Source organism: Sorangium sp. So ce375 (genome assembly GCF_051473855.1).
Taxonomy (GTDB): Bacteria; Myxococcota_A; Polyangia; order Polyangiales; family Polyangiaceae; genus Sorangium.
Genome location: NZ_CP150335.1, coordinates 940,180 through 958,651 on the forward strand (window position 1 = coordinate 940,180; position 18,472 = coordinate 958,651).

Here is an 18,472-nt window from a genome sequence, read left to right on the forward strand (position 1 = left end):
GCCGCGGGCCGCCTGCCGGGGCCGGCGGCCGATCGAGCGCCCTGCTCGCGGCTGCGATCGCGGGCGCTCGCGCCGCGATCCCGGCCGTGCGTCAGAGGCCGGCGCGCACGATCTCACCCGAATTCGGGCTACCGGGCAGGCCGCGGTTGGACCAGTAGACGAAGCCGTTCCGGAGGCGGATGCTCGTCGGCCGCGCCTGGTTCGAGGCGATGACCCGGGGGCCGCCGCCGCACCCGTCCAGCGGACACATCTTGACGACGCCGTCTGCGCCCATGTCCGCGCCGAGGGCGGTCCAGTACACGCCTGTGGGGCCGACAGCCATGCTGGTCAACGACGGCTCGCCCTCGACGAAGGTCGTCGGGCTGCCGCCGCACCCGGTCTTCTTGCACGCGAAAATGGTATTTTTGGCCGCGTTCATCACGTAATGAATCCCGTCGTGGATCGCCATGACGACGCCGTGCTCGGCGTGGAGCTGGATCGCGCCGTCGGCATTGCCGGGATCGCAGAAATAGACGCCTCCGGGATCGGTGGAGTGGGCCCAGTAGACGGTCGTCCCATCCATGACGAACGAACGGATCCCGTCCGCGTGCACGCAGGGGATCCGCTGGCATTGGCCGTTGTCGCACTCGAGGACATCGAACTTGTCCGAGATGCGCGCGACGCCGTCGTCGCTCACCTGGATCTGATTCAGGTTGCCCGTTATGGACTCCCACACTTCTACAGGCGATTGGAAGACGCAGCCGGCCGCCGGGCATCGGTAGTAGCGGCGCGCCCCTCCCGCCTTCGGGGTGTTCAGCCAGTGCACGAAATTCGGATCCACCGCGACGAGGTACGGAGAGAAGACGGCGGCGCTCGGAGGCCCGAGCCCCTCGGCGAGGACCACCGGATCCGGGCAGCCTGCCAGGGGACACCGCAGCAGCGTGGAGGTGGAGAGGATGAAGACGCTCTGGTCGTCGACCGCGATCGCGTACGGGTCGTCAAGGCCCGTGGCGACGACCTCCGGGGGCAGCGGTGGCAAGTCCGCTCCGCCGGCTGCGCCCGTTCCACCTCCCCCGCCTTCGCCGGCGCTCACGCTGCCGCCGCCGGCTCCGCCGCTGCCGGTCGTCGAGGCGCTGCCGCTGCCGGTCGTCGACGCGACAGCGCCGCCGGTCCCGCCGCCGCCGTTGCCATCGCCGAACGAGCGCTCCGCCGGCGAGCAGGCGACTGCCAGGAAGCCGGCCGGGAGGACCGCCGCGCCGAGGATCACGAGCGATATCGTGAAGAGCCGTTGCCGCATCGGCGATGAGTATGCCACAGGGCGTGCCGAGCGAGGCGACCATGGCAGGGGGGAGGGGCCTGATCGCGCCGGAGGCCTCGGCGTCAGTAATGCTTGTCGAGGATCGCGGGATCCTTCGTCGTCGCGAACACCGTGTCGCAGCGCCGGCACCTGTATTTCACCTTCGTCGGTCGAGCCGAGATCCCGAACGCGAGCTGGATGTACCCGAGGATGCGGTACTCCGCCTCGGCGCTCACCATGTAGTGATCACGACCGTGTCCGCAGGGGCACTGGACTGGCTCGGACGTCGTACGGTCGCGATAGGGCATCGAAGACGTGCTCGTCGGCGTGGACATCAGCGTAGTCTAGGGGGCCCGCAGCGGACGTCGAGGGGCGGCGCCGCCCCGCTGCCTGGACGGGGGCTGGACGGAGGCGACCGGGCGGCACGAGCAGGAGGTCCGCGCGCCGGGGCCGCCGTGCGCCGGGGTCCTGTTCGACGGGCGCTTTGCGCCGTGGCGCGGACCGGAATAGGAGACGCCTTCATGTTTCCCGCCCTGTGCGCCGAGCGTCTGGTGAAGCGGTACGGCGGCGTCACGGCCGTGGATGGGGTCGATCTCGCCGTGCACGCCGGTGAGGTCGTCGGGCTGCTCGGGCCGAACGGCGCGGGCAAGACGACGACGTTGCGGATGCTCGCCGGCATCCTGTCGCCGGACCAGGGGCGGATCCTTGTCGGCGGCGTCAACCTCGCCGCGAGACCGCTCGAGGCGAAGCAACGCCTCGGCTTCCTCTCCGGGGACACGCAGCTCTACCAGCGGCTCACGCCCCGCGAGGTGCTCCGCTACTTCGGCCGGCTGTACGGCATGAAGGAGGCGGCGCTCTCGCGCCGGATCGACGCGCTCGTCGCCGAGCTGGAGATGGACGCGTTCGCCTCGCGGCCGTGCAGCACGCTCTCCGCGGGGCAGAAGCAGCGCGCCAACATCGCGCGCGCGTTCCTCCACGAGCCCGAGGTGCTCATCCTCGACGAGCCCACGACCGCGCTCGACATCCTCAGCGGCCGCTTCATCGTCGCGTCGATCCGGCGGGAGCGCGCCGCGGGCAGGGCCATCCTCTTCTCGACGCACATCATGAGCGAGGCCGAGTACCTCTGCGACCGCATCGCGCTCATGCACGAGGGGCGCGTCGTCGACGCCGGGACCTTGCCCGAGCTCCTCGGGCGGACCGGCACCACGAACCTGACCGACGCCTTCCTCCACCACGTGGAGCGGAGCCGCCCGCGCGACGCGCCCGAGCGCGCCGGCGCGCCGACGCCAGGGGCCGAGGCGTCGTGAGGCTCGCCATCGTCTGGACGATCCTCCGCAAGGAGCTCGTCGAGTCGCTCCGGGATCGGCGCACGCTCGTGCGCCTCGTCCTGGTCCCGCTCCTCCTCTACCCGCTCTTCGCGCTCGCGATGAGCAAGCTCGTCGGCTTCGAGGCGGCCGCGCGCGAGGCGCGTCCGTCCAGGATCGCGGTGTGGGGGGAGCTCGCCGAGGGCCTGCAGACGAGGCTCTCGGCGGCAGGGAAGATCGAGCTCGATCCGTGGGCGGGCGCGCCACCCGACGTGCGTGAGGGGCTCCTCTCCGGGGCGCTCGCGCCGCCAGCGGGGCCGGCGCCCGCGCCGGACGAGGCGCCGCCCCCGGAGGCCGAGGCCGGGACCGAGCCGCCGAGGTGGATCGAGCCGGAGAACCCCGTGCTCGCCGCGGCGCGCGCCGCCGTGAGCGAGCGCAAGGTCGACGCGGTGCTCGTCCCGTGGCCATCGCTCGGGGCCGAGCTCGGGCGCGGCGGGAAGGGCGCCGTCGCGATCTACTTCGACTCGGTCCGCGGCGACTCGGCCACGGCAGAGGCGCGCCTCCAGGGCGCGCTGCGGCGCGCCCGCAAGGCCATCGTCGCGGATCGAGAGGCGGAGCGCGGTCTGCCCGAGGGGTTCGCGAGCGCGCTCGACGTCGTGCCGCGCGACGTCGCGGCGGACAGCCGCAAGGTCGGCCAGATCCTCGGCTCGATGATGCCGATGTTGCTGATCCTGATGTCGCTCCTCGGCAGCTTCCTCCCCGCGATCGATCTCACGGCGGGCGAGAAGGAGCGCGGGACGATGCAGACGCTGCTGTGCGCGCCCGTGCGGCCCATCGAGATCATCTCCGGCAAGTTCCTGGCCGTGTGGGTCATCTCGCTGCTCACGGCGCTCGGCAACGTGGTGAGCATGTCGCTCACGGTGAGCCGGCTGCTGCCCGACGCGATGATCGTCGGCCCTGGCACGTTCGCGCTGGCGTTCGTGCTGCTCGCGCCGGTCACGCTCCTGTTCTCGGCGCTGTTCCTCGCGCTCGCCGTGTTCGCGAAGGACTTCAAGGACGGTCAGAACGCGCTCATGCCGGCGTACCTGCCGCTCTCGCTGCTCGCCGGCATCACGGCCCTGCCGGTGGTCGAGCTCAACCCGTGGACGGCCTACGCCCCGGTCCTCAACATCGCGGTGCTGATCAAGGCGCTGTTCGTCGGAGAGGCCCCGGCCGATCTCCTCTTCACGGCGCTCGTCTCGTCGGCGATCTACGCCTGCCTCGCGCTCCTCTTCGCCGCGCGCGTCTTCGAGCGCGAGAGCGTGCTCCTCGGCGGCCACGAGTCGGCGCGCGCCGTGCTCGGCCTCGGGCGCAGGGCTGGCGGGGCGCCCTCTGCGGGCTTCTCGCTGGTGGCGTTCGCGGGCGTCCAGGTGCTCTTCTTCTACGGCAGCCTGCTCCTCGCGCGCGTCAGCGTGGCGGTCCAGCTCGCGGTCTCGCAGGTAGGCTTCTTCCTGGTCCCGACCCTCGCGCTGGTCGCCGGCTTCGGCTACTCGCCGCGCGCCACGCTCGGCCTCAGGCCGCCTTCGGCCCGGGGCCTCGCCGGGGCGCTGCTCCTCGGGGTCTCGGCGTGGGCCGCGATCGGCGGCACCGTCCTCCGGTGGTTCCCCGCGCCAGAGCCTTTTGCCCGTGAGCTCGGCGAGCTGGTGCTGCTCGGCGGCCAGCCGTACCCGGTCGTCCTGCTGCTCGTCGCCGTGACGCCGGCCGTCTGCGAGGAGCTCTTGTTCCGCGGCCTCGTCTACGCAGGCCTGCGCCGCGCCGGGCCCGCGGTGGCGATCGGCGTGTCGGCGCTCCTCTTCGGCCTCGCCCACGGCTCGGTGTACCGGCTCTTGCCGACGTTCTCGCTCGGGCTGGCGCTCGGCTACACGCGCCACCGCACCGGCTCGGTGCTGCCCGGGGCGCTGATCCATGCCCTGAACAACGGGCTCGCGGTGTCGCTCCTCTATTTCGAGCCCTCGTGGGCGCAGGGCGTCGTCGAAGGAGAGCTCCTGCCGTGGAGCGTGACGGGCGCAGGCGTGATCGTGTCGCTGGCCGGGCTGCTCCTGCTCCGGTCTACGGCGCCGAGCGAGCCGGAGCCGGAAGAGGCGGCGAAGATGGACGAGCGCCGCGGAGGAGAGGCCGGCGGAGGCAGCGCGGCACAGGGCTGAGGCCAGCGAACGCCGCGGCGGTGTGGGCGAGCGCGCGTGGAGGGGCAGATCGCGCGCCTCGCGCCGGCCGCTCGCGGCGGTACGGACATGCGGGCCGCCTCGCGCTCACCGTGTCGCTGCCCGCAGCTCCAGGATCCGCACGTCGTAGGGCGCGAGCTCCACCGCGTGGACCGGGGACTCGCCGCCCAGCTCGGTCAGGTGTCCCGAGGCCGCGGCGGGCGTCACCGAGAGCGGCTGATCCGCCTGGCTGACAAGGAACACGAAGCGGCGGCCATCCCGGTGGCGCAGCGTGTCCGCGGCGACGCGCGGGTCGTCCACGGTCACCGGCCGGTTCACGCCGGCGAGCTCGGCGAGCGCGTCGTAGAGCCGATAGGTCGGCTCCGGGTTGACCCGCGGGGTCGCCGCGGCGAAGTGCTCGATCGGATAGGTGCAGAGCACGACGCTGCCGCTCCCGATCTTGCGCCGGAGCAGCGCCGGCCGGCCGTGCTGGTCGACCGCGACGACCTCCGCGCCCCTTTCGCGCACGGGCAGGTAAGCGCGGCTGTGCTCGGTGCCGGAGACCGGGAACGTGAGCGTCGTGCCCGCCGCGATCGTGCCGAATGGGCGTTCGAAGGTGAGCTTCACGCGATCGTCCTCGATCGGATCGACCATCCCGTAGCGCAGCTGGTGCTCGACACCGAACATCTCGTTGAGGTGCGCATACCAGGGCCCGCGCTGCGACCCGTGCGTGCCGTGGCAGTACGACGCGTAGACGACCGCGCCGGAGGAGGCCAGCCGCTCCAGGAGGTGCCAGGTGGGCGCGGTCAGCTGCTTGGCCGACGGCAGCAGGTAGAGCCGGCAGTCCTCGGCGATCCCGTCCCGCTCCCGCGTCAGCCCGACCGGCAGATCCGCCTCTTTTGCCGCGATGTAGGCCTGGCGCAGCATCGTGAACAGGTAGCTGCGGTCCTCGGTCTCCGTGAAAGGAAACGCGCCTTCCAGGTACGACGGGACGATCAGCGCCGCTTCGGCCGGGTCGCGCTCACAGCCGAGGACGTCGATGTCGGCGAGCACCTTGGCGAAGCGGGCCATCTCCTTGAGCTGCGGCTTGGGTCGGCCGTCGACGGTCGTCAGCCCGAAGTGGAGCTCGAAGGGATGGTGCCTGTAGGGATCCTGGTGGATGAGATCGAAATCGGTGTTGTTCCAGCCGATCCAGCCGGTGGCGCCGGCCAGCAGCGTGTTGTGGAGGACCTGTCGGTAGTAGTGCGCGGCGTTCTCGTCGGACGCGAAGCCCGATGACACGCCGAACTCCTCCAGCACGACGGGCTTGCCGAGAAAGCCCGTGAGCTCGCAGACGAACGCCGCGCCGTAGTGCTGACGCGCCAGGTCGTTCTCCATCCGGTACACGTGCGGGCCGAGGAAATCGACGAGCGCGCCGAGGTCGCGGACCGAGAACCCATTGTCGTTTCCCGTGACCTCGATGCCCCACGCGCCGTCGCCGATCGAGATCGGCTCGCTCGCCCCGCCGGCCCGCAGCGCCTGCACGATCAGGCTCGCCCAGCTCGTGACGTTCTCGCGGACCGAGCGCTCGCGCTCGCCGTAGATCGGCATCTCGTTGGAGACGAGCCAGCCCGTCACCGCCCGGTGCCCCGCGAAGCGCCGCGCCATCTGCTCGGCGAACCAGGCCTGCCGGGCCACCATCCACACATCGCCGTAGAGGTCCCGCCCGCGCCGCCAGGGAGGGTCCCAGTTCTCGCCGGACATGTGGCCGACGAGGAGCGTCGGGATCGTCGTGAGGCCCGCCTCGACGTGCGCCTCGAGGAAATCGGCATAACGCGCGACGCAGCCCTCGTCGATGCGGTCCGGCTCCGGCATGAAGTGAGGCCAGTAGAAGAACGACCGCGTCATGGTCAGACCGTGATCGGCGAGCACCCGGAGCTCCTCGCGGACCACGGCCGGATCATAGCTCTGCCACATGAGCGGGCCGCCGCGCCTCGACCAGAAATTGGCCCCCAGCCAGGCGACCGCCTGTTGACGAACTGCGACTTTGGCGAAATTGCGGTGCATAGTCCTCACGTCCTGATCGTGCAGAGCGGCGCCCTCGCGGCGCGAGCCGCGCGCTCGAAGAGGAGCGGCGGGCAGGTCGCTTAATCGGTTCAGTGTAGGCTACTTAATCGGTTCAGTCCAGGCTGCGGAGGGCGCGCCCGCTCTCGGGCGAGGCCGGCTCATGCGCGGGGGGGCGGGGCGGTGCTGCCCCGCGTCGCGAGCGTCGGCGCGCTGCACTCGTCGTCGGTGACCGGCTCTCCGGCGACGAGGCGGAGGAGCAGCGCGGCGGCGCGGGAGCCGTGCTCGGCGATGTTGCGGCGCACGGCGGTCAGGGCGGGGTGCACGAGCTGGCAAAGCGCCGAGTCGTCCCAGGCCACGATCGAGAGGCGCTCGGGCACGGGGACGCGCATCTCCTGGGCGACCGCGAGCGCGGCCACGGCCATCACGTCGTTGTCGAAGACGATGGCCGTCGGCGGCGCGGCCTCGGCCAGGAGCCGCCGTGTGGCCTGGCCTCCCGCCTCGCCCGTGTAATCGGCGTGGACCGTCTGCACCCGGTCCAGGCGCCGCTGGCGCGCGGCCGCGTTGAACGCCTTGGTCCGGACCGCGGTGTGCACGAACTCCGCGGGGCCGGCGACCCGCGCGATCGACCGGTGACCGAGCGCGGCCAGGTAGTCGACCACCGCGCGCATGGCGCTCCCGTCGTCGCTCCACACCGCGGGGAGCTGCCCCTTGCCCGCCGGCCCGCCGATCACCACCGCCGGGAGCCGCAGCTCCTCGATCAGCTTCACGCGCGGATCGTCGTCGCAGAGGTCGACGAGGATCACCCCGTCGACCCGCCGCTCGGCCCACCAGCGGCGGTAGGTCTCCACCTCCGTCACGCGATCCTCCGTCACCTTGAGCAGCAGGGCCTCGGCCTTCTCGGCCAGCTCCGCCTCGATGCCGGAGATGAGCTGCATGAAGAACGGCTCGATGCCGAGCGTGTGCGCGGGCCGATCGATGACCAGGCCGACGGCGCCGGCGCGGCCGTCGGAGAGCGCCCGCGCCGCGTTGCTCGGCTGCCAGCCCAGCTCCGCCGCGATGGCGAGGATCCGCTCGCGCGTCGGCTCCGACACGCCGGGCCTGCCGTTCAGCGCATACGACACCGCTCCTTTGGACACTCCCGCACGCCATGCGATGTCCGTGATCGTCGGACGCTTCACGCATCACCTCCGCTCCAGGCGACGGAGCGCGCCTGCCGTGTGAACCGGCTCCGCTGCATGGCCCCGGTGGATAGCACGGCGGCCCGCGGGGGAGCCGAACACCGCGCAGGGCCGGGCGACGCGAGGGATCGACGAGCCTGGCGCAGCCCCTCCCACACCGTCGCCCGACCAGGCGAGGCGGGCGAGGGGCGCGCCGGACGGCGGCCGGGGGCGGTCAGCGAAATCGATGTAGGCGAGTTGTCGGCCGCCTCGTTCGCGGAGTGTGGGCGCGGGCCTGTCAAGCAGGGTGCTGCGCCGTTCGAGGGCGCGCCGCGGCACGGCGCGCGCCTGTCAGGCGCGGCAGCGCGCTCCGCTGGACTCCGCTGCTGGATGGACAGGCCGTATCGGGCTGTTCACGCCACCTCCAGGAGCTCGCGCTCGGTGATGCCGAGCAGGAAGAGGATGGCGTCGAGGCCGCTTGCGGAGAGGGATGTGTCTGCGGCCTCTCGCAGCTTGGGCTTCGCGCGGAACGCGACGCCGAGGCCGGCCCGCTGCAGCATCAGGAGATCGTTGGCGCCGTCGCCCACGGCGATGGTCTGATCGAGCAGCACGCCCTCGGCCTGGGCGATGGTCTCGAGCAGCTCTGCCTTGCGTTGCGCGTTGACGATGGGCCCAGTCACCCGGCCGGTCAGCTGTCCGTTCACGACCTCCAGCGCGTTCGAGTACGCGTAGTCGATCCCGAGCCGTGCCTTCAGCGCCTCTGCCGCGATCGAGAACCCGCCCGAGATCACCGCCGTCCGGTAGCCGAGCCGCTTCAGCACCCGGATGAGCGTCTCTGCGCCCTCGGTGATGGGGAGCTCTGCAGCGAGCTTCCGCAGCACGCCGACGTCGAGGCCGCGGAGCAGCGAGAGCCGCTGGCGGAGCGACTCGTCATAATCCATCTCTCCCTGCATCGCGCGCTCGGTGATCTTCGCGACCTGCTCTGCGACGCCCTTCGCGCGTGCGAGCTCGTCGATCACCTCGATGCGGATGAGCGTCGAGTCCATGTCCATCACGACGAGCCGCTTGCTCCGGCGGAAGAGCCCCTCGCGCTGCAGCGCGAGGTCGAAGCTGTTCTGCGTCGCGAGCGCGAGGAGGGCCTGCTTGAGGGCGTCGGCCTCCTCCTCGCGCTGGAGCAGCACCTGGATCTCCACCGAGGAGAGGCGCTCGACCGACAGGCGGGCGATCTTCTCGATGTTCGCTCCGTGGGCTGCCAGCGTGGCGGCCACGTCGTGCAGCGGCTTCGCGCCGAGCTCGCGGCCGATCGCCGTCACCACGTACCGGCTGCCGAGCGCGCGCGGCGGTGCGCCGCCGTCGATCGGCTTGAAGTCGAGCGTCACGCCGAGCTCTTTCGCGGCGAACAGCAGCTCCTTGAGCCCGCTTCGTGTCTCGGGGAAGAGCGCGAGGAGCGCGAGGTTCAGGTTTCCGTGGATCACCACCTGCTCGATGTCGAGCAGAGTGGCGCCGATGTCGCTGAGGATGCCGGTGAGCCGCGCGGTGATGCCGGGGTGGTCCCTGCCGGTGACGGTGACGAGGATCGGATCGGACGATACGGCCATGCCGGGGCCCCCTTAACAGGCCCGCGCGGCAGGGTCGACGCCGATCGCGCGCCCCGACAAAGAAGGCTTCCCAAGAGAACGCACCTCTCGATGAAACCATGGACACGTCTCGATAACAGAGCACTGCGCGAAGAAAGAGGACGCTTTACCAAAACAAGATCGTTTGCCGAGCTACCATCCCCCCTTCACGCGCCCACCGGACCCTCCTGCCGCGCGCTCGCCGCGCCTGCACCCCTCCCATCCCCCCATCCCCCCACAAAGAGCCCGCGGGGGAGGGGGCTGCGCGCGCGGGGGGGCGGTGGGCGGGCCCCACGAACCCGAGGGCCGGCCCGCGGCGCAGCGGCCTCCGCGCGGTCTCCCTCACCCGTCTAGCAGGCAATAGCCCCCCAAAAGGCCCGAGTTCGTGGGAGGGCCCACCGCCCCCCCGCGCGCGCAGCCCCCTCCCCCGCGGGCTCCGTCGCTATCGGTAGCGCCCGCCCCCTCGCCCCGCCGCCGCGCGCCCGCCCTTGCCGCCCGCGGCCGGTCGCCCGCCGCCCTTGCCGCCCGTGCCCCGCCGGCTCGCCGGCCGCCCGGAGCGCGCCGGCTTCTCCTGAGCCGCCTCGCGCGCGGCGTCCGCGTCCCCGTCGCCCTGCTGTGCCTTGAGCTGGCGGAGCTGATCGCGCAGCCGCGCGGCCTTCTCGAACTCGAGGTTCTCCGCCGCCGCGAACATCTCCTGCCGGAGCGCATCGATCTGGTCCACCAGGTCCATCGCGGCGCGCCCCGCCTCGGCCGCGGGCTTCGCCGGGCCCTTCGGCACGGCGTAGTAGTCGCGCGTGCCCGATGTGGGCGACAGGTCGAGGATCGCCTTCTTCACCGTGGCCGGCGTGATGCCGTGCTCCTTGTTGTACGCCTCCTGGATCGCGCGCCGCCGGTTCGTCTCGTCCATCGCGCGCTTCATCGCGTCGGTGATGCGATCGGCGTACATCACGACCTCGCCGTTCACGTTGCGGGCGGCGCGGCCGATCGTCTGGATGAGCGAGCGCGGGCTCCGGAGGAAGCCCTCCTTGTCGGCGTCGAGGATGGCGACCAGCGACACCTCGGGGAGATCGAGCCCCTCGCGAAGCAGGTTGATGCCGATCAGTACGTCGAACTCGCCGCGCCGGAGATCGCGGAGGATCTCCACGCGCTGGAGCGTGTCGACGTCCGAGTGGAGGTAGCGGACCCGGATGCCGAGCTCCGTGTAGTACTCCGTCAGATCCTCGGCCATCCGCTTGGTCAGCGTCGTGACGAGCACGCGATCACCGCGGCTCACCCGCTCCCGGATGCGCGCGAGCAGGTCGTCGACCTGACCGGACACCGGCCGGATTTGGATCTGCGGATCGATGAGCCCGGTCGGCCGGATGATCTGCTCGACGACCGCGCCGGCCGACTTCTGCAGCTCGTAGTCGCCGGGCGTCGCGCTCACGAAGAGGACCTGAGCGTAGTGCTGCTCGAACTCCTCGAACTTGAGCGGCCGGTTGTCGAGCGCGCTGGGGAGCCGGAACCCGTACTCGACAAGCGTCTCCTTCCGCGCCCGGTCGCCCCGGAACATCGCCCCGACCTGCGGGACGGTCTGGTGCGACTCGTCGATGATGAGGAGGAAATCCTTCGGGAAATAGTCGATCAGTGTCGGCGGGGGCTCGCCGGCCTTCCGGCCCGAGAGGTGGCGCGAGTAGTTCTCGATGCCGTTGCAGAACCCCATCTGCTCCAGCATCTCGAGATCGTACATCGTGCGCTGCTCGATACGCTGCTTCTCGAGGAAGCGCACGGCCCTGTCGTAGTAGTCGATGCGCTCGCGCAGCTCCTCGCGGATCGCCTGGATCGCGAGCCTGAGCTGCTGCTGCTCGGTGACGTAGTGGGAGCCGGGGAAGACCGCGTAGCGATCGAGCTGGCCCACCACCTTGCCGCGGACCGGGTCGACCTCCTTGATGGCCTCGATCTCGTCGCCGAAGAACTCGACCCGGATCGCGAGCGCCTCCTCGTAGGCCGGGAAGATCTCGACGACATCGCCGCGGACGCGGAACGTGCCGCGGTGGAAATCGACGTCGTTCCGCGTGTACTGGATGTCGACGAGCCGCCTCAGGAGCTCGTCGCGGCGGATCTCGGTGCCGCGCTCGAGCTTGATCAGGAGCCCGTGGTAGCTCTCGGCCGAGCCGATGCCGTAGATGCAGCTGACCGAGGCGACGATGATCACGTCCGGCCGCGAGAGCAGCGCGTGCGTCGCCGCGTGGCGCATGCGGTCGATCGCGTCGTTGATGATCGCGTCCTTCTCGATGAACGTGTCGCTCGTCGGGACGTAGGCCTCGGGCTGGTAGTAGTCGTAGTAGCTGACGAAATAGTGGACGGCGTTGTTGGGGAAGAGCTCCCTCATCTCGCCGTAGAGCTGGGCCGCCAGCGTCTTGTTCGGCGCCATGATGAGGGTCGGCTTTTGCAGCTTCTCGATCACCTTGGCGGCGGTGAACGTCTTGCCGCTGCCCGTGACGCCGAGGAGGACCTGGAAGGCCTCGCCCTGCTCGTACGCAGAGCAGATCTCCTGGAGCGCGCGAGGCTGGTCACCGCACGGCTTGAATTCGGAGACGAGCTCGAAGTGTGTGGGCATGGAGCGGAGGACCCTAGTGCGGCGAGGCGCTCCTCGCAACCTCCGCGGCCGTCGGGGCCGGAGGGCGTGGTCTCGTCCGGCTTCGTCGGTCTTCCAACTATCGGCAACCATTGACAACAATCGGCCGAGCGGAAATTGTCGACCAGCTGTCGGTAACCTGGCACCTGGCACCTGGAACGAGGCGCGCCCACAGGCCCCCCGCGCCTCCGTCCGGTCCGCGCTCGTCCCCGCTCCGCCGCATGCGTCCCACCTCGTCGCAGGCATCGCCCAGAGCGCGCTCCGCGCGCTCGCTGCGACCCAGAGCGCGCCTCGCGCGCTCGCTGCGACCCAGAACGCGCTTCGTGTGCTCGCCGCGACCCAGAACAAGATGCGCGCTCCGCGCGCTCGCCGCGACCCAGAAGCGCGCCTTGCGCGCTCGCCGTCCAAACGCGGCCGGGCCGACCCGAGAGCGCTTGACGTCGGCGCGCCGCTAGAGGATTCTGCTTGCTCCCGCGTCGTGATGACGTGAGCCGAACACGGAGGTCAGGTCATGAGTGCCAATACATCGCACACCCATTGCGCCGCCGCCGTCGTTTCCGCCGCGGCCGGCTGAGCTCGCCTCCACGTCTTCGCGACGTCGTCCGCGTGCCCTGAGGGGCGCGCGTGCTGCCTGTGCGTGTGCCCCTTCCAGGGATCTGCCCTGGCCGGGCGCGCCTTTCGGCGTGACGTCCTGACGGATCGACGAGCTCTGCGCCGCGGCGGCCCCGCGCGTGGAATGGCCCGGCGCGGGCGCGCTCGCGCGCCGCCCCGCCCCTGTCCGTCGATTGCCGCGCACCGAGCTCGGGCGCGGCCGAACGCCATGGAGCGCTCGTCCGTCATGCAAACTGACTCCGATTTTCTCATTGATCCGTCTTCGCAGAATGAACCGCGGCCCGACCTGGTCGGGCTCGGATGGACTCCCTTCTTCGCGAGCCAGCTCGCCTGTCTGGAGGACGCCGTGCAGCCCGCGCGCGTCCTTCTCGCCTCGGCCGCGAGGCACCACGTGCAGACCGCGGACGGCCCGCGGCTCGCCGTCGTCAGCGGCCGCCTCGCGCACGAGGCCGCGGACCGCGCGGCGCTCCCCACCGTCGGCGACTGGGTGGGGCTCAGGCCCGGCGATGGCGCGGGGCCCTCGTACATCGTGCACACGTTCGCGCGGAGCACGTGCCTGCGCCGCAAGGCCGCGGGGCCGGCGGTGGAGGCCCAGGTGCTCGCGGCCAACGTCGACAAGGTGTTCATCGTCACGTCGCTGAACGCCGACTTCAACGTGCGCCGCCTGGAGCGGTACATCGATGCTGTCCTCGACGGCGGCGCTCGCCCGGTCCTCGTGCTCAACAAGGCGGATGTCTGCCCCGATCCGGGGCGGTTCATCGACGCCGCGCGGGAGGTCGCGCCCACCGCGCCGATCGCGCTGGTCAGCGCCCTGTCCGGCGCCGGTCTCGACGCGCTCCGCGGCGAGATCGGGGCAGGGGAGACCATCGCCCTCGTCGGCTCGTCCGGCGTGGGGAAGTCCGCGCTCAGCAATCGCCTGCTCGGCGCGGAGGTCCAGCGCGAGGGCGCCATCCGGGCGGCGGACGAGCGCGGCCGCCACACGACCGCCCACCGGGAGCTGTTCCTGATCCCGGGCGGCGGCCTCCTCATCGACACGCCCGGCGTGCGGGAGCTCGGCCTCTGGTCCTCGGACGGGGCGGCAGGTCCTGCAGGCTTCGACGACGTCGAGGCGCGCGCCGCGGCCTGCCGCTTCCGGGACTGCGCCCACGAGGGCGAGCCCGGGTGCGCGGTCCGTCGCGCCATCGAGGACGGCGAGCTCGATCCGGAGCGCCTCGGCGCTTACCTCAAGCTCGGGGCGGAGCGGCGCTACCTCGCCCGGCAGCAGGACGTGCGCGCGCGGCTCGAGGAGAAGCGGCGCTGGAAGCAGATCTCGAAGCGAATGCGCGCCAACCCGAAGCAGTAGAGCCGGACACCGCAGGATCGCCGGGAGGCCGGGGATGCCCAGGAAAGGCATTCCCCGGCGCTCCTGGCGATCCTGCGGGTCTTTCCCCCTCGACGCCGGCGCGCTCCTCTGACCCCGGGCGCGGAGGGACGAGCCCTGTCCGGGCTCCGCTACGCGGAGCGCACAGGGACGGGCCGGCCGTTCGCCGCGGCGCCCCTCAGCGCGTGGACGATCCCGCTTTGCAGCGACCCGAACGTCGCGACCCCGTCGAGGTCTGCCCCGAGCCCAACCAGCACCCGCGCCACGTCGGGGCGGATGCCGCTCAGCAGCACCCGCGCCCCGAGCAGCCTCGCCGAGCCGACCGAGCGGATGAGCCCGTGCACGGCTTGCTGATCCACGGTGCGAACGCCGGTGATGTCGAGGATGACCACGCTGGCCGATCTGGCGGAGAGCGCCTGAAGCAGCGACTCGGTCATCCGCGACAGCCGCTGCTCGTCGAGCGAGCCGACCAGCGGGACCACCATGATCGTGTCGGTGATGGGGATGATCGGCGTCGAGAGCTCCTCGACGAGGATCGCCTGGCGGTGGACCGCCTCGCGGAGCCGCCAGCGCTCCTCCTCGGCCCGCTTGCTCTCCGTGAGGTCTCGCGCCACGCAGACGACGCCGTGGATTTGCCCGCCGTCGGTCCGCATGACGGAGGCGAGGAACGACACGGCGACGGTGCGCCCGTCCTTCCGCAGACAGACCCTCTCGTCGCGCGCGCCGCCCGCGTCGATCAGCGCGCCGGCCGAGAGGCCGGGGAACACGACGTCGAGCGGCTTACCGACGAGCTCCTCCCGGGCGTAGCCCGACAGCTCGCACGCGGCCTGGTTGACGCTCCGGATCCCGCTGTCCCGATCGGCCACCACGAGGAGATCGAGCATCGACTCGATGATGCTCGTCACGTAGGTCTTGGAGACCGTCGAGCTCGCGAGCTCCTCGCCGAGCATGTTCAAGCCGGCCGCCATGCCGTCGATGAGATCGTTCCTGTCGCTGACGGGCGCCTTCTTGGCGTAGTCGAACCCGACGAGCGCGACGATCACCTCCATGAGCTCTTCCAGTCGCTGGTTCAGGTCGTCCGGGTCCGGCCGTGCCGCCGCGAGCGGGGCCGCGAGCGGCCTCAGCGCGGAGAGGGCCTGATCGAGCGGATCGGCCCCGAAGGCCGGCGGCAGGGCGCCGCGCCGCTCGGTCGGGAGCAGGCGCAGGACCAGCTCGCAGAGCTCTGCGACGCGTGGGTCGTCGAATGGGGCAGAGTCCATCAGTCAGCGAAACCTGTCAGCCACTGGATTGCCTCTCTCTCCTCTCCGAAGAGCCGAATGGGCTTGGCGCGATTCCCATAGACGGCGAGAAAGATATTGCCGATCATCCGCGCGACCGGGCGCCCGCCGAGCAGCGCCATCGCGCTGTACGCCTGCGTCGCATCGTCCGACGCGTAGTAGTTGCGCGCGTCCTGGTCCGTGCCCTTGCACCGCGTGAGATCGCACAGGAGCGGGTACAGCGCGCCCTTGCTGAACCGCTTTGTCGCGGCGATGTTCTCCTTCGCGTCGTCGAGCGTCTGGACCACGCCCTCGTCGATATCGAAGCGCACGATCCTGCTCTCCCTGTCGAAGGAGAGCTCCCCGGTTCGCGTTCTCAGACGCTCGTCTCCGAGCTCGGTCATGTTCCCCCCTCTTCCCCGCGAGCTCGCCAGGCAGACCGCGCCGTCCGGACGCCGCGCGACCCCCACGTCGGTCGGCCCTGAAGCACACCCGCGAGCCCTGCGCTCATCCCGTCCCCTGAGCGCATCTCGGTTGTAACACCGAGCTCCTCCCAATGTCCAAGCTCTTAACAAAGTCTGCGCGCGACGCACATTTCCTTGGCGCCGTCGACATACGCCCCATCGACACCGATCAGATATCGACATTCCGCCCGGCGCGATCCCGCCTCGTGATGAGAAAGAGCCCTCGGGAGGGGGTGTCGCGCGCGGGGCCGGCGGGGGAAGGGCCCCACGAACCCGAGCGCCGGCCCGCGTCGAAGCGACCAGCTCCTGGTTCACCCCACCCGTCCAGCCGGCAATAGCCACCACAAGGCGCGAGTTCGTGGGAAGGGCCCCCCGCCGGCCCCGCGCGCGACACCCCCTCCCGAGGGCTCCCCCGCTTCCAGGAGAGCCCTCTCCGTCGCGTCAGATCCCGTATTGCCGGAGCTTCTTGTGGAGCCCCTCGCGCGTGATCCCGAGCGACTTAGCCGCGTTGGTCTTGTTGTTGTTGTGTCCGCGCAGCGCTTCCAGGAGGAAGTACTTCTCGACCGCGTCCATCATCTCCTTGAGCGACCCCTTCGGCGTCCCCGCCCGCGCGATGAGCCCCTCGACCTGCCGGATCCTCGGCGAGAGCAGCTCCGGCGTGGCGAACGCCCCCGGCTCCAGCTGGATGACGAGCCGCTGCACCTCGTTCTGGAGCTCGCGGACGTTGCCTGGCCAGTCGTACGCGACCATCAGCTCCATCGCCTGCTGGCTGAACCCGCCGCAGGGCTTGCCGATCTCGTCCGCGTAGCGCTCCAGGAAGTGCGCCGCGAGCAGCGGGATGTCGTCGCGCCGCTCTCGCAGCGGAGGCAGGCGGATCGGGAAGACCTTGAGGCGATAGTAGAGGTCCTCGCGGAACCGCCCCTTGGCCACCTCGTCCTCGAGGTTCCGGTTCGTCGCGGCGACGATGCGCACGTTGACGTGCTTCGGGCTCGTCGCGCCGACGGGGCGGATCTCGCCCTCCTGGAGCGCCCGGAGGAGCTTCGATTGCAGCGACAGCGGGGTCTCGGTGATCTCGTCGAGGAAGAGCGTGCCCCCGTCGGCGATCTCGAACAGGCCCTTCTTCTCCTCGGTGGCGCCCGTGAACGACCCCTTCTTGTGGCCGAAGAGCTCGCTCTCCAGGAGGCTCTCGGCCAGCGCAGCGCAGTTCTGCGCCACGAACAGCTTGTCGCGGCGGCGGGAGCGGTAGTGGACGGCGGCGGCGATGACCTCCTTGCCCGTGCCCGTCTCGCCCTCGATCAGCACCGTGACGCGCGTGTCGACCACCTTGTCGAGCTGGCCGATGACCTTGCGCATCCCGTCGCTGTTGCCGATGATGTCGACCGCGCCGCCGCCCCCGCCCCGGCGCCGCTCCTCGCGCCCCTTGAGGAAGCTGTTCTCCTTCTGGAGCCGCTCCTCCGCGAGCACGAGCCGCTTGATGAGCCGGGCGTTCGCCACCGCGAGCGACGCGTTGGCCGCCAGCACGAGCAGCGTCTCCAGGTCGCCCGCGTTCAGCATCCCGGGCACGCTCCGGTTGTCGGCCTGGAGCACGCCGATGATCTCCTCGCCCTTCCAGAGCGGCACGGCGAGGGTGCTCCGGATCGAGGCGCCCATCAGCGACTCGCTCTGCCCGACCTCGATCGGCGCGTCGGCGGCGAGCACGGCCGCCCGCTCCTTGATCACCTTCCGGTACACGCTGCGCGTGATCGGGACCGGCCCCGCCGGCGGCCCCCCTCTGCCCGATGCGGACCGGACCCGCGTCAGCACCGGCACGAACGCCGTCGGCGCCGCGCCCGGCTCCTGATCGTCGTCGCGCAGCACCACCGTGACGTGCGTCGAGCTCGGCACCAGCGCGAGCACCGCGTCCGCGATCTCGGCGAGCACCTCGTCGAGGTCGTTCGCGGCGCCGATGCGCTTCTGCGCCGCGTACATCGCCGACAGCGCGCTCGGATCGCGCTCGATCTTCGCCTCGGCAGGCTCGATCTCGTCGAGGCGGCGGATCGAGACCACCCGCGCGTCGTCGGCCTCTTCCGGGATCTTCACCACCATCCGGGTGACCGCGTCCCCCGAGCCGAGCTCGATGACGTCCCCCGTCTGGAGGGCGATCGCGCTGCGCCCCGCGCCGAGCTCCAGCCGCTCGCCCCGCCGCGTCACGCTCGTTCCGTTCGTCGAGCGCAGATCCTCGAGGATCACCCCGTCCGCGCCGCTCACGATGCGCGCGTGCGCCCCGGAGACGTGGCGATCGTCGAGGACGACGCGGTTGTCCGACGAGCGCCCGAGCGTGATCAGCTCGCCCTGGAGCTCGAAGGTGCGCCCGGCAGCGAGACCCTGGGTTACCTCGAGCACGATCATGGTTCGTTCAGCCAGGAAGACCCCATTGAGAAGGGGCCGGAGTAAACCGTCAAGATGGCGGCGACGCCAGGAAAAACCGGGCGTCAGGCGCGCTGGTCGAGCGTTGCGCGAGCGTCGCACAAGCATCGCGCCCGAAAGGCGCCGATCAAGGGAAAATTTGGAAGGGACGGCGTGTCGCCGCGCGTCTCACGCGCGC

General features: G+C 71.1%; 12 protein-coding genes. 3 read left to right on the top strand and 9 right to left on the bottom strand.

The features are described 5' to 3' along the window. Positions 1-91: 91 nt before the first annotated feature. Entirely contained in the window at positions 92-1,276 is a 1,185-nt protein-coding gene (locus WME90_RS03665) for a hypothetical protein (RefSeq protein ID WP_437279666.1), read from the bottom strand. Between the two features lie 83 nt (positions 1,277-1,359). Next, positions 1,360-1,584, bottom strand: coding sequence for a hypothetical protein (locus WME90_RS03670; protein ID WP_437279667.1), 225 nt, complete (start codon positions 1,582-1,584; stop codon positions 1,360-1,362). A 213-nt stretch (positions 1,585-1,797) separates the two neighbouring features. On the opposite strand from WME90_RS03670, the gene WME90_RS03675 reads away from it, so the two are divergent. Together WME90_RS03675 and WME90_RS03680 are read left to right on the top strand one after the other, a co-directional pair. Next, positions 1,798-2,583: an ABC transporter ATP-binding protein gene (locus tag WME90_RS03675; protein ID WP_437279668.1), complete on the top strand. Its 786-nt coding sequence runs from the start codon at positions 1,798-1,800 to the stop codon at positions 2,581-2,583. Next, the gene (locus tag WME90_RS03680) at positions 2,580-4,763 is read left to right on the top strand and encodes an ABC transporter permease subunit/CPBP intramembrane protease (RefSeq protein ID WP_437279669.1); all 2,184 of its coding nucleotides are present in this window, start codon (positions 2,580-2,582) and stop codon (positions 4,761-4,763) included. Before WME90_RS03675 ends, WME90_RS03680 begins: the two co-directional genes overlap by 4 nt. Before the next feature lie 105 nt (positions 4,764-4,868). Here the strand turns inward: WME90_RS03680 and WME90_RS03685 are convergent, their stop codons facing one another. From WME90_RS03685 to uvrB, 4 genes are all read right to left on the bottom strand, one after another. Further along, positions 4,869-6,806, bottom strand: a complete 1,938-nt coding sequence (locus WME90_RS03685) for a glycoside hydrolase 5 family protein (protein WP_437283555.1) — start codon at positions 6,804-6,806, stop codon at positions 4,869-4,871. Positions 6,807-6,964: 158 nt separating this feature from the next. Further along, on the bottom strand, positions 6,965-7,984 hold the full coding sequence (locus WME90_RS03690; RefSeq protein WP_437279670.1) for a LacI family DNA-binding transcriptional regulator: 1,020 nt from the start codon (positions 7,982-7,984) through the stop codon (positions 6,965-6,967). 392 nt (positions 7,985-8,376) lie between these two features. Continuing rightward, complete coding sequence (serB, locus tag WME90_RS03695) at positions 8,377-9,561, bottom strand: phosphoserine phosphatase SerB (RefSeq protein WP_437279671.1); 1,185 nt, start codon at positions 9,559-9,561, stop codon at positions 8,377-8,379. Positions 9,562-10,021: 460 nt separating this feature from the next. Beyond that, positions 10,022-12,178 carry an excinuclease ABC subunit UvrB gene (gene uvrB, locus WME90_RS03700; protein ID WP_437279672.1) on the bottom strand — a complete coding sequence of 719 codons (2,157 nt, stop codon included), beginning with the start codon at positions 12,176-12,178 and terminating at the stop codon, positions 10,022-10,024. A gap of 856 nt (positions 12,179-13,034) precedes the next feature. Between uvrB and rsgA the strand changes: the two genes are divergently transcribed. After that, positions 13,035-14,150, top strand: a complete 1,116-nt coding sequence (gene rsgA, locus WME90_RS03705) for a ribosome small subunit-dependent GTPase A (protein ID WP_437279673.1) — start codon at positions 13,035-13,037, stop codon at positions 14,148-14,150. A gap of 149 nt (positions 14,151-14,299) precedes the next feature. Here the strand turns inward: rsgA and WME90_RS03710 are convergent, their stop codons facing one another. From WME90_RS03710 to WME90_RS03720, 3 genes are all read right to left on the bottom strand, one after another. Next, positions 14,300-15,427, bottom strand: coding sequence for a PAS domain S-box protein (locus WME90_RS03710; protein ID WP_437279674.1), 1,128 nt, complete (start codon positions 15,425-15,427; stop codon positions 14,300-14,302). Further along, the gene (locus WME90_RS03715) at positions 15,427-15,828 is read right to left on the bottom strand and encodes a DUF7793 family protein (protein ID WP_437279675.1); all 402 of its coding nucleotides are present in this window, start codon (positions 15,826-15,828) and stop codon (positions 15,427-15,429) included. Before WME90_RS03715 ends, WME90_RS03710 begins: the two co-directional genes overlap by 1 nt. Before the next feature lie 501 nt (positions 15,829-16,329). Then, the gene (locus WME90_RS03720) at positions 16,330-18,276 is read right to left on the bottom strand and encodes a sigma 54-interacting transcriptional regulator (protein ID WP_437279676.1); all 1,947 of its coding nucleotides are present in this window, start codon (positions 18,274-18,276) and stop codon (positions 16,330-16,332) included. Positions 18,277-18,472: the final 196 nt, after the last annotated feature.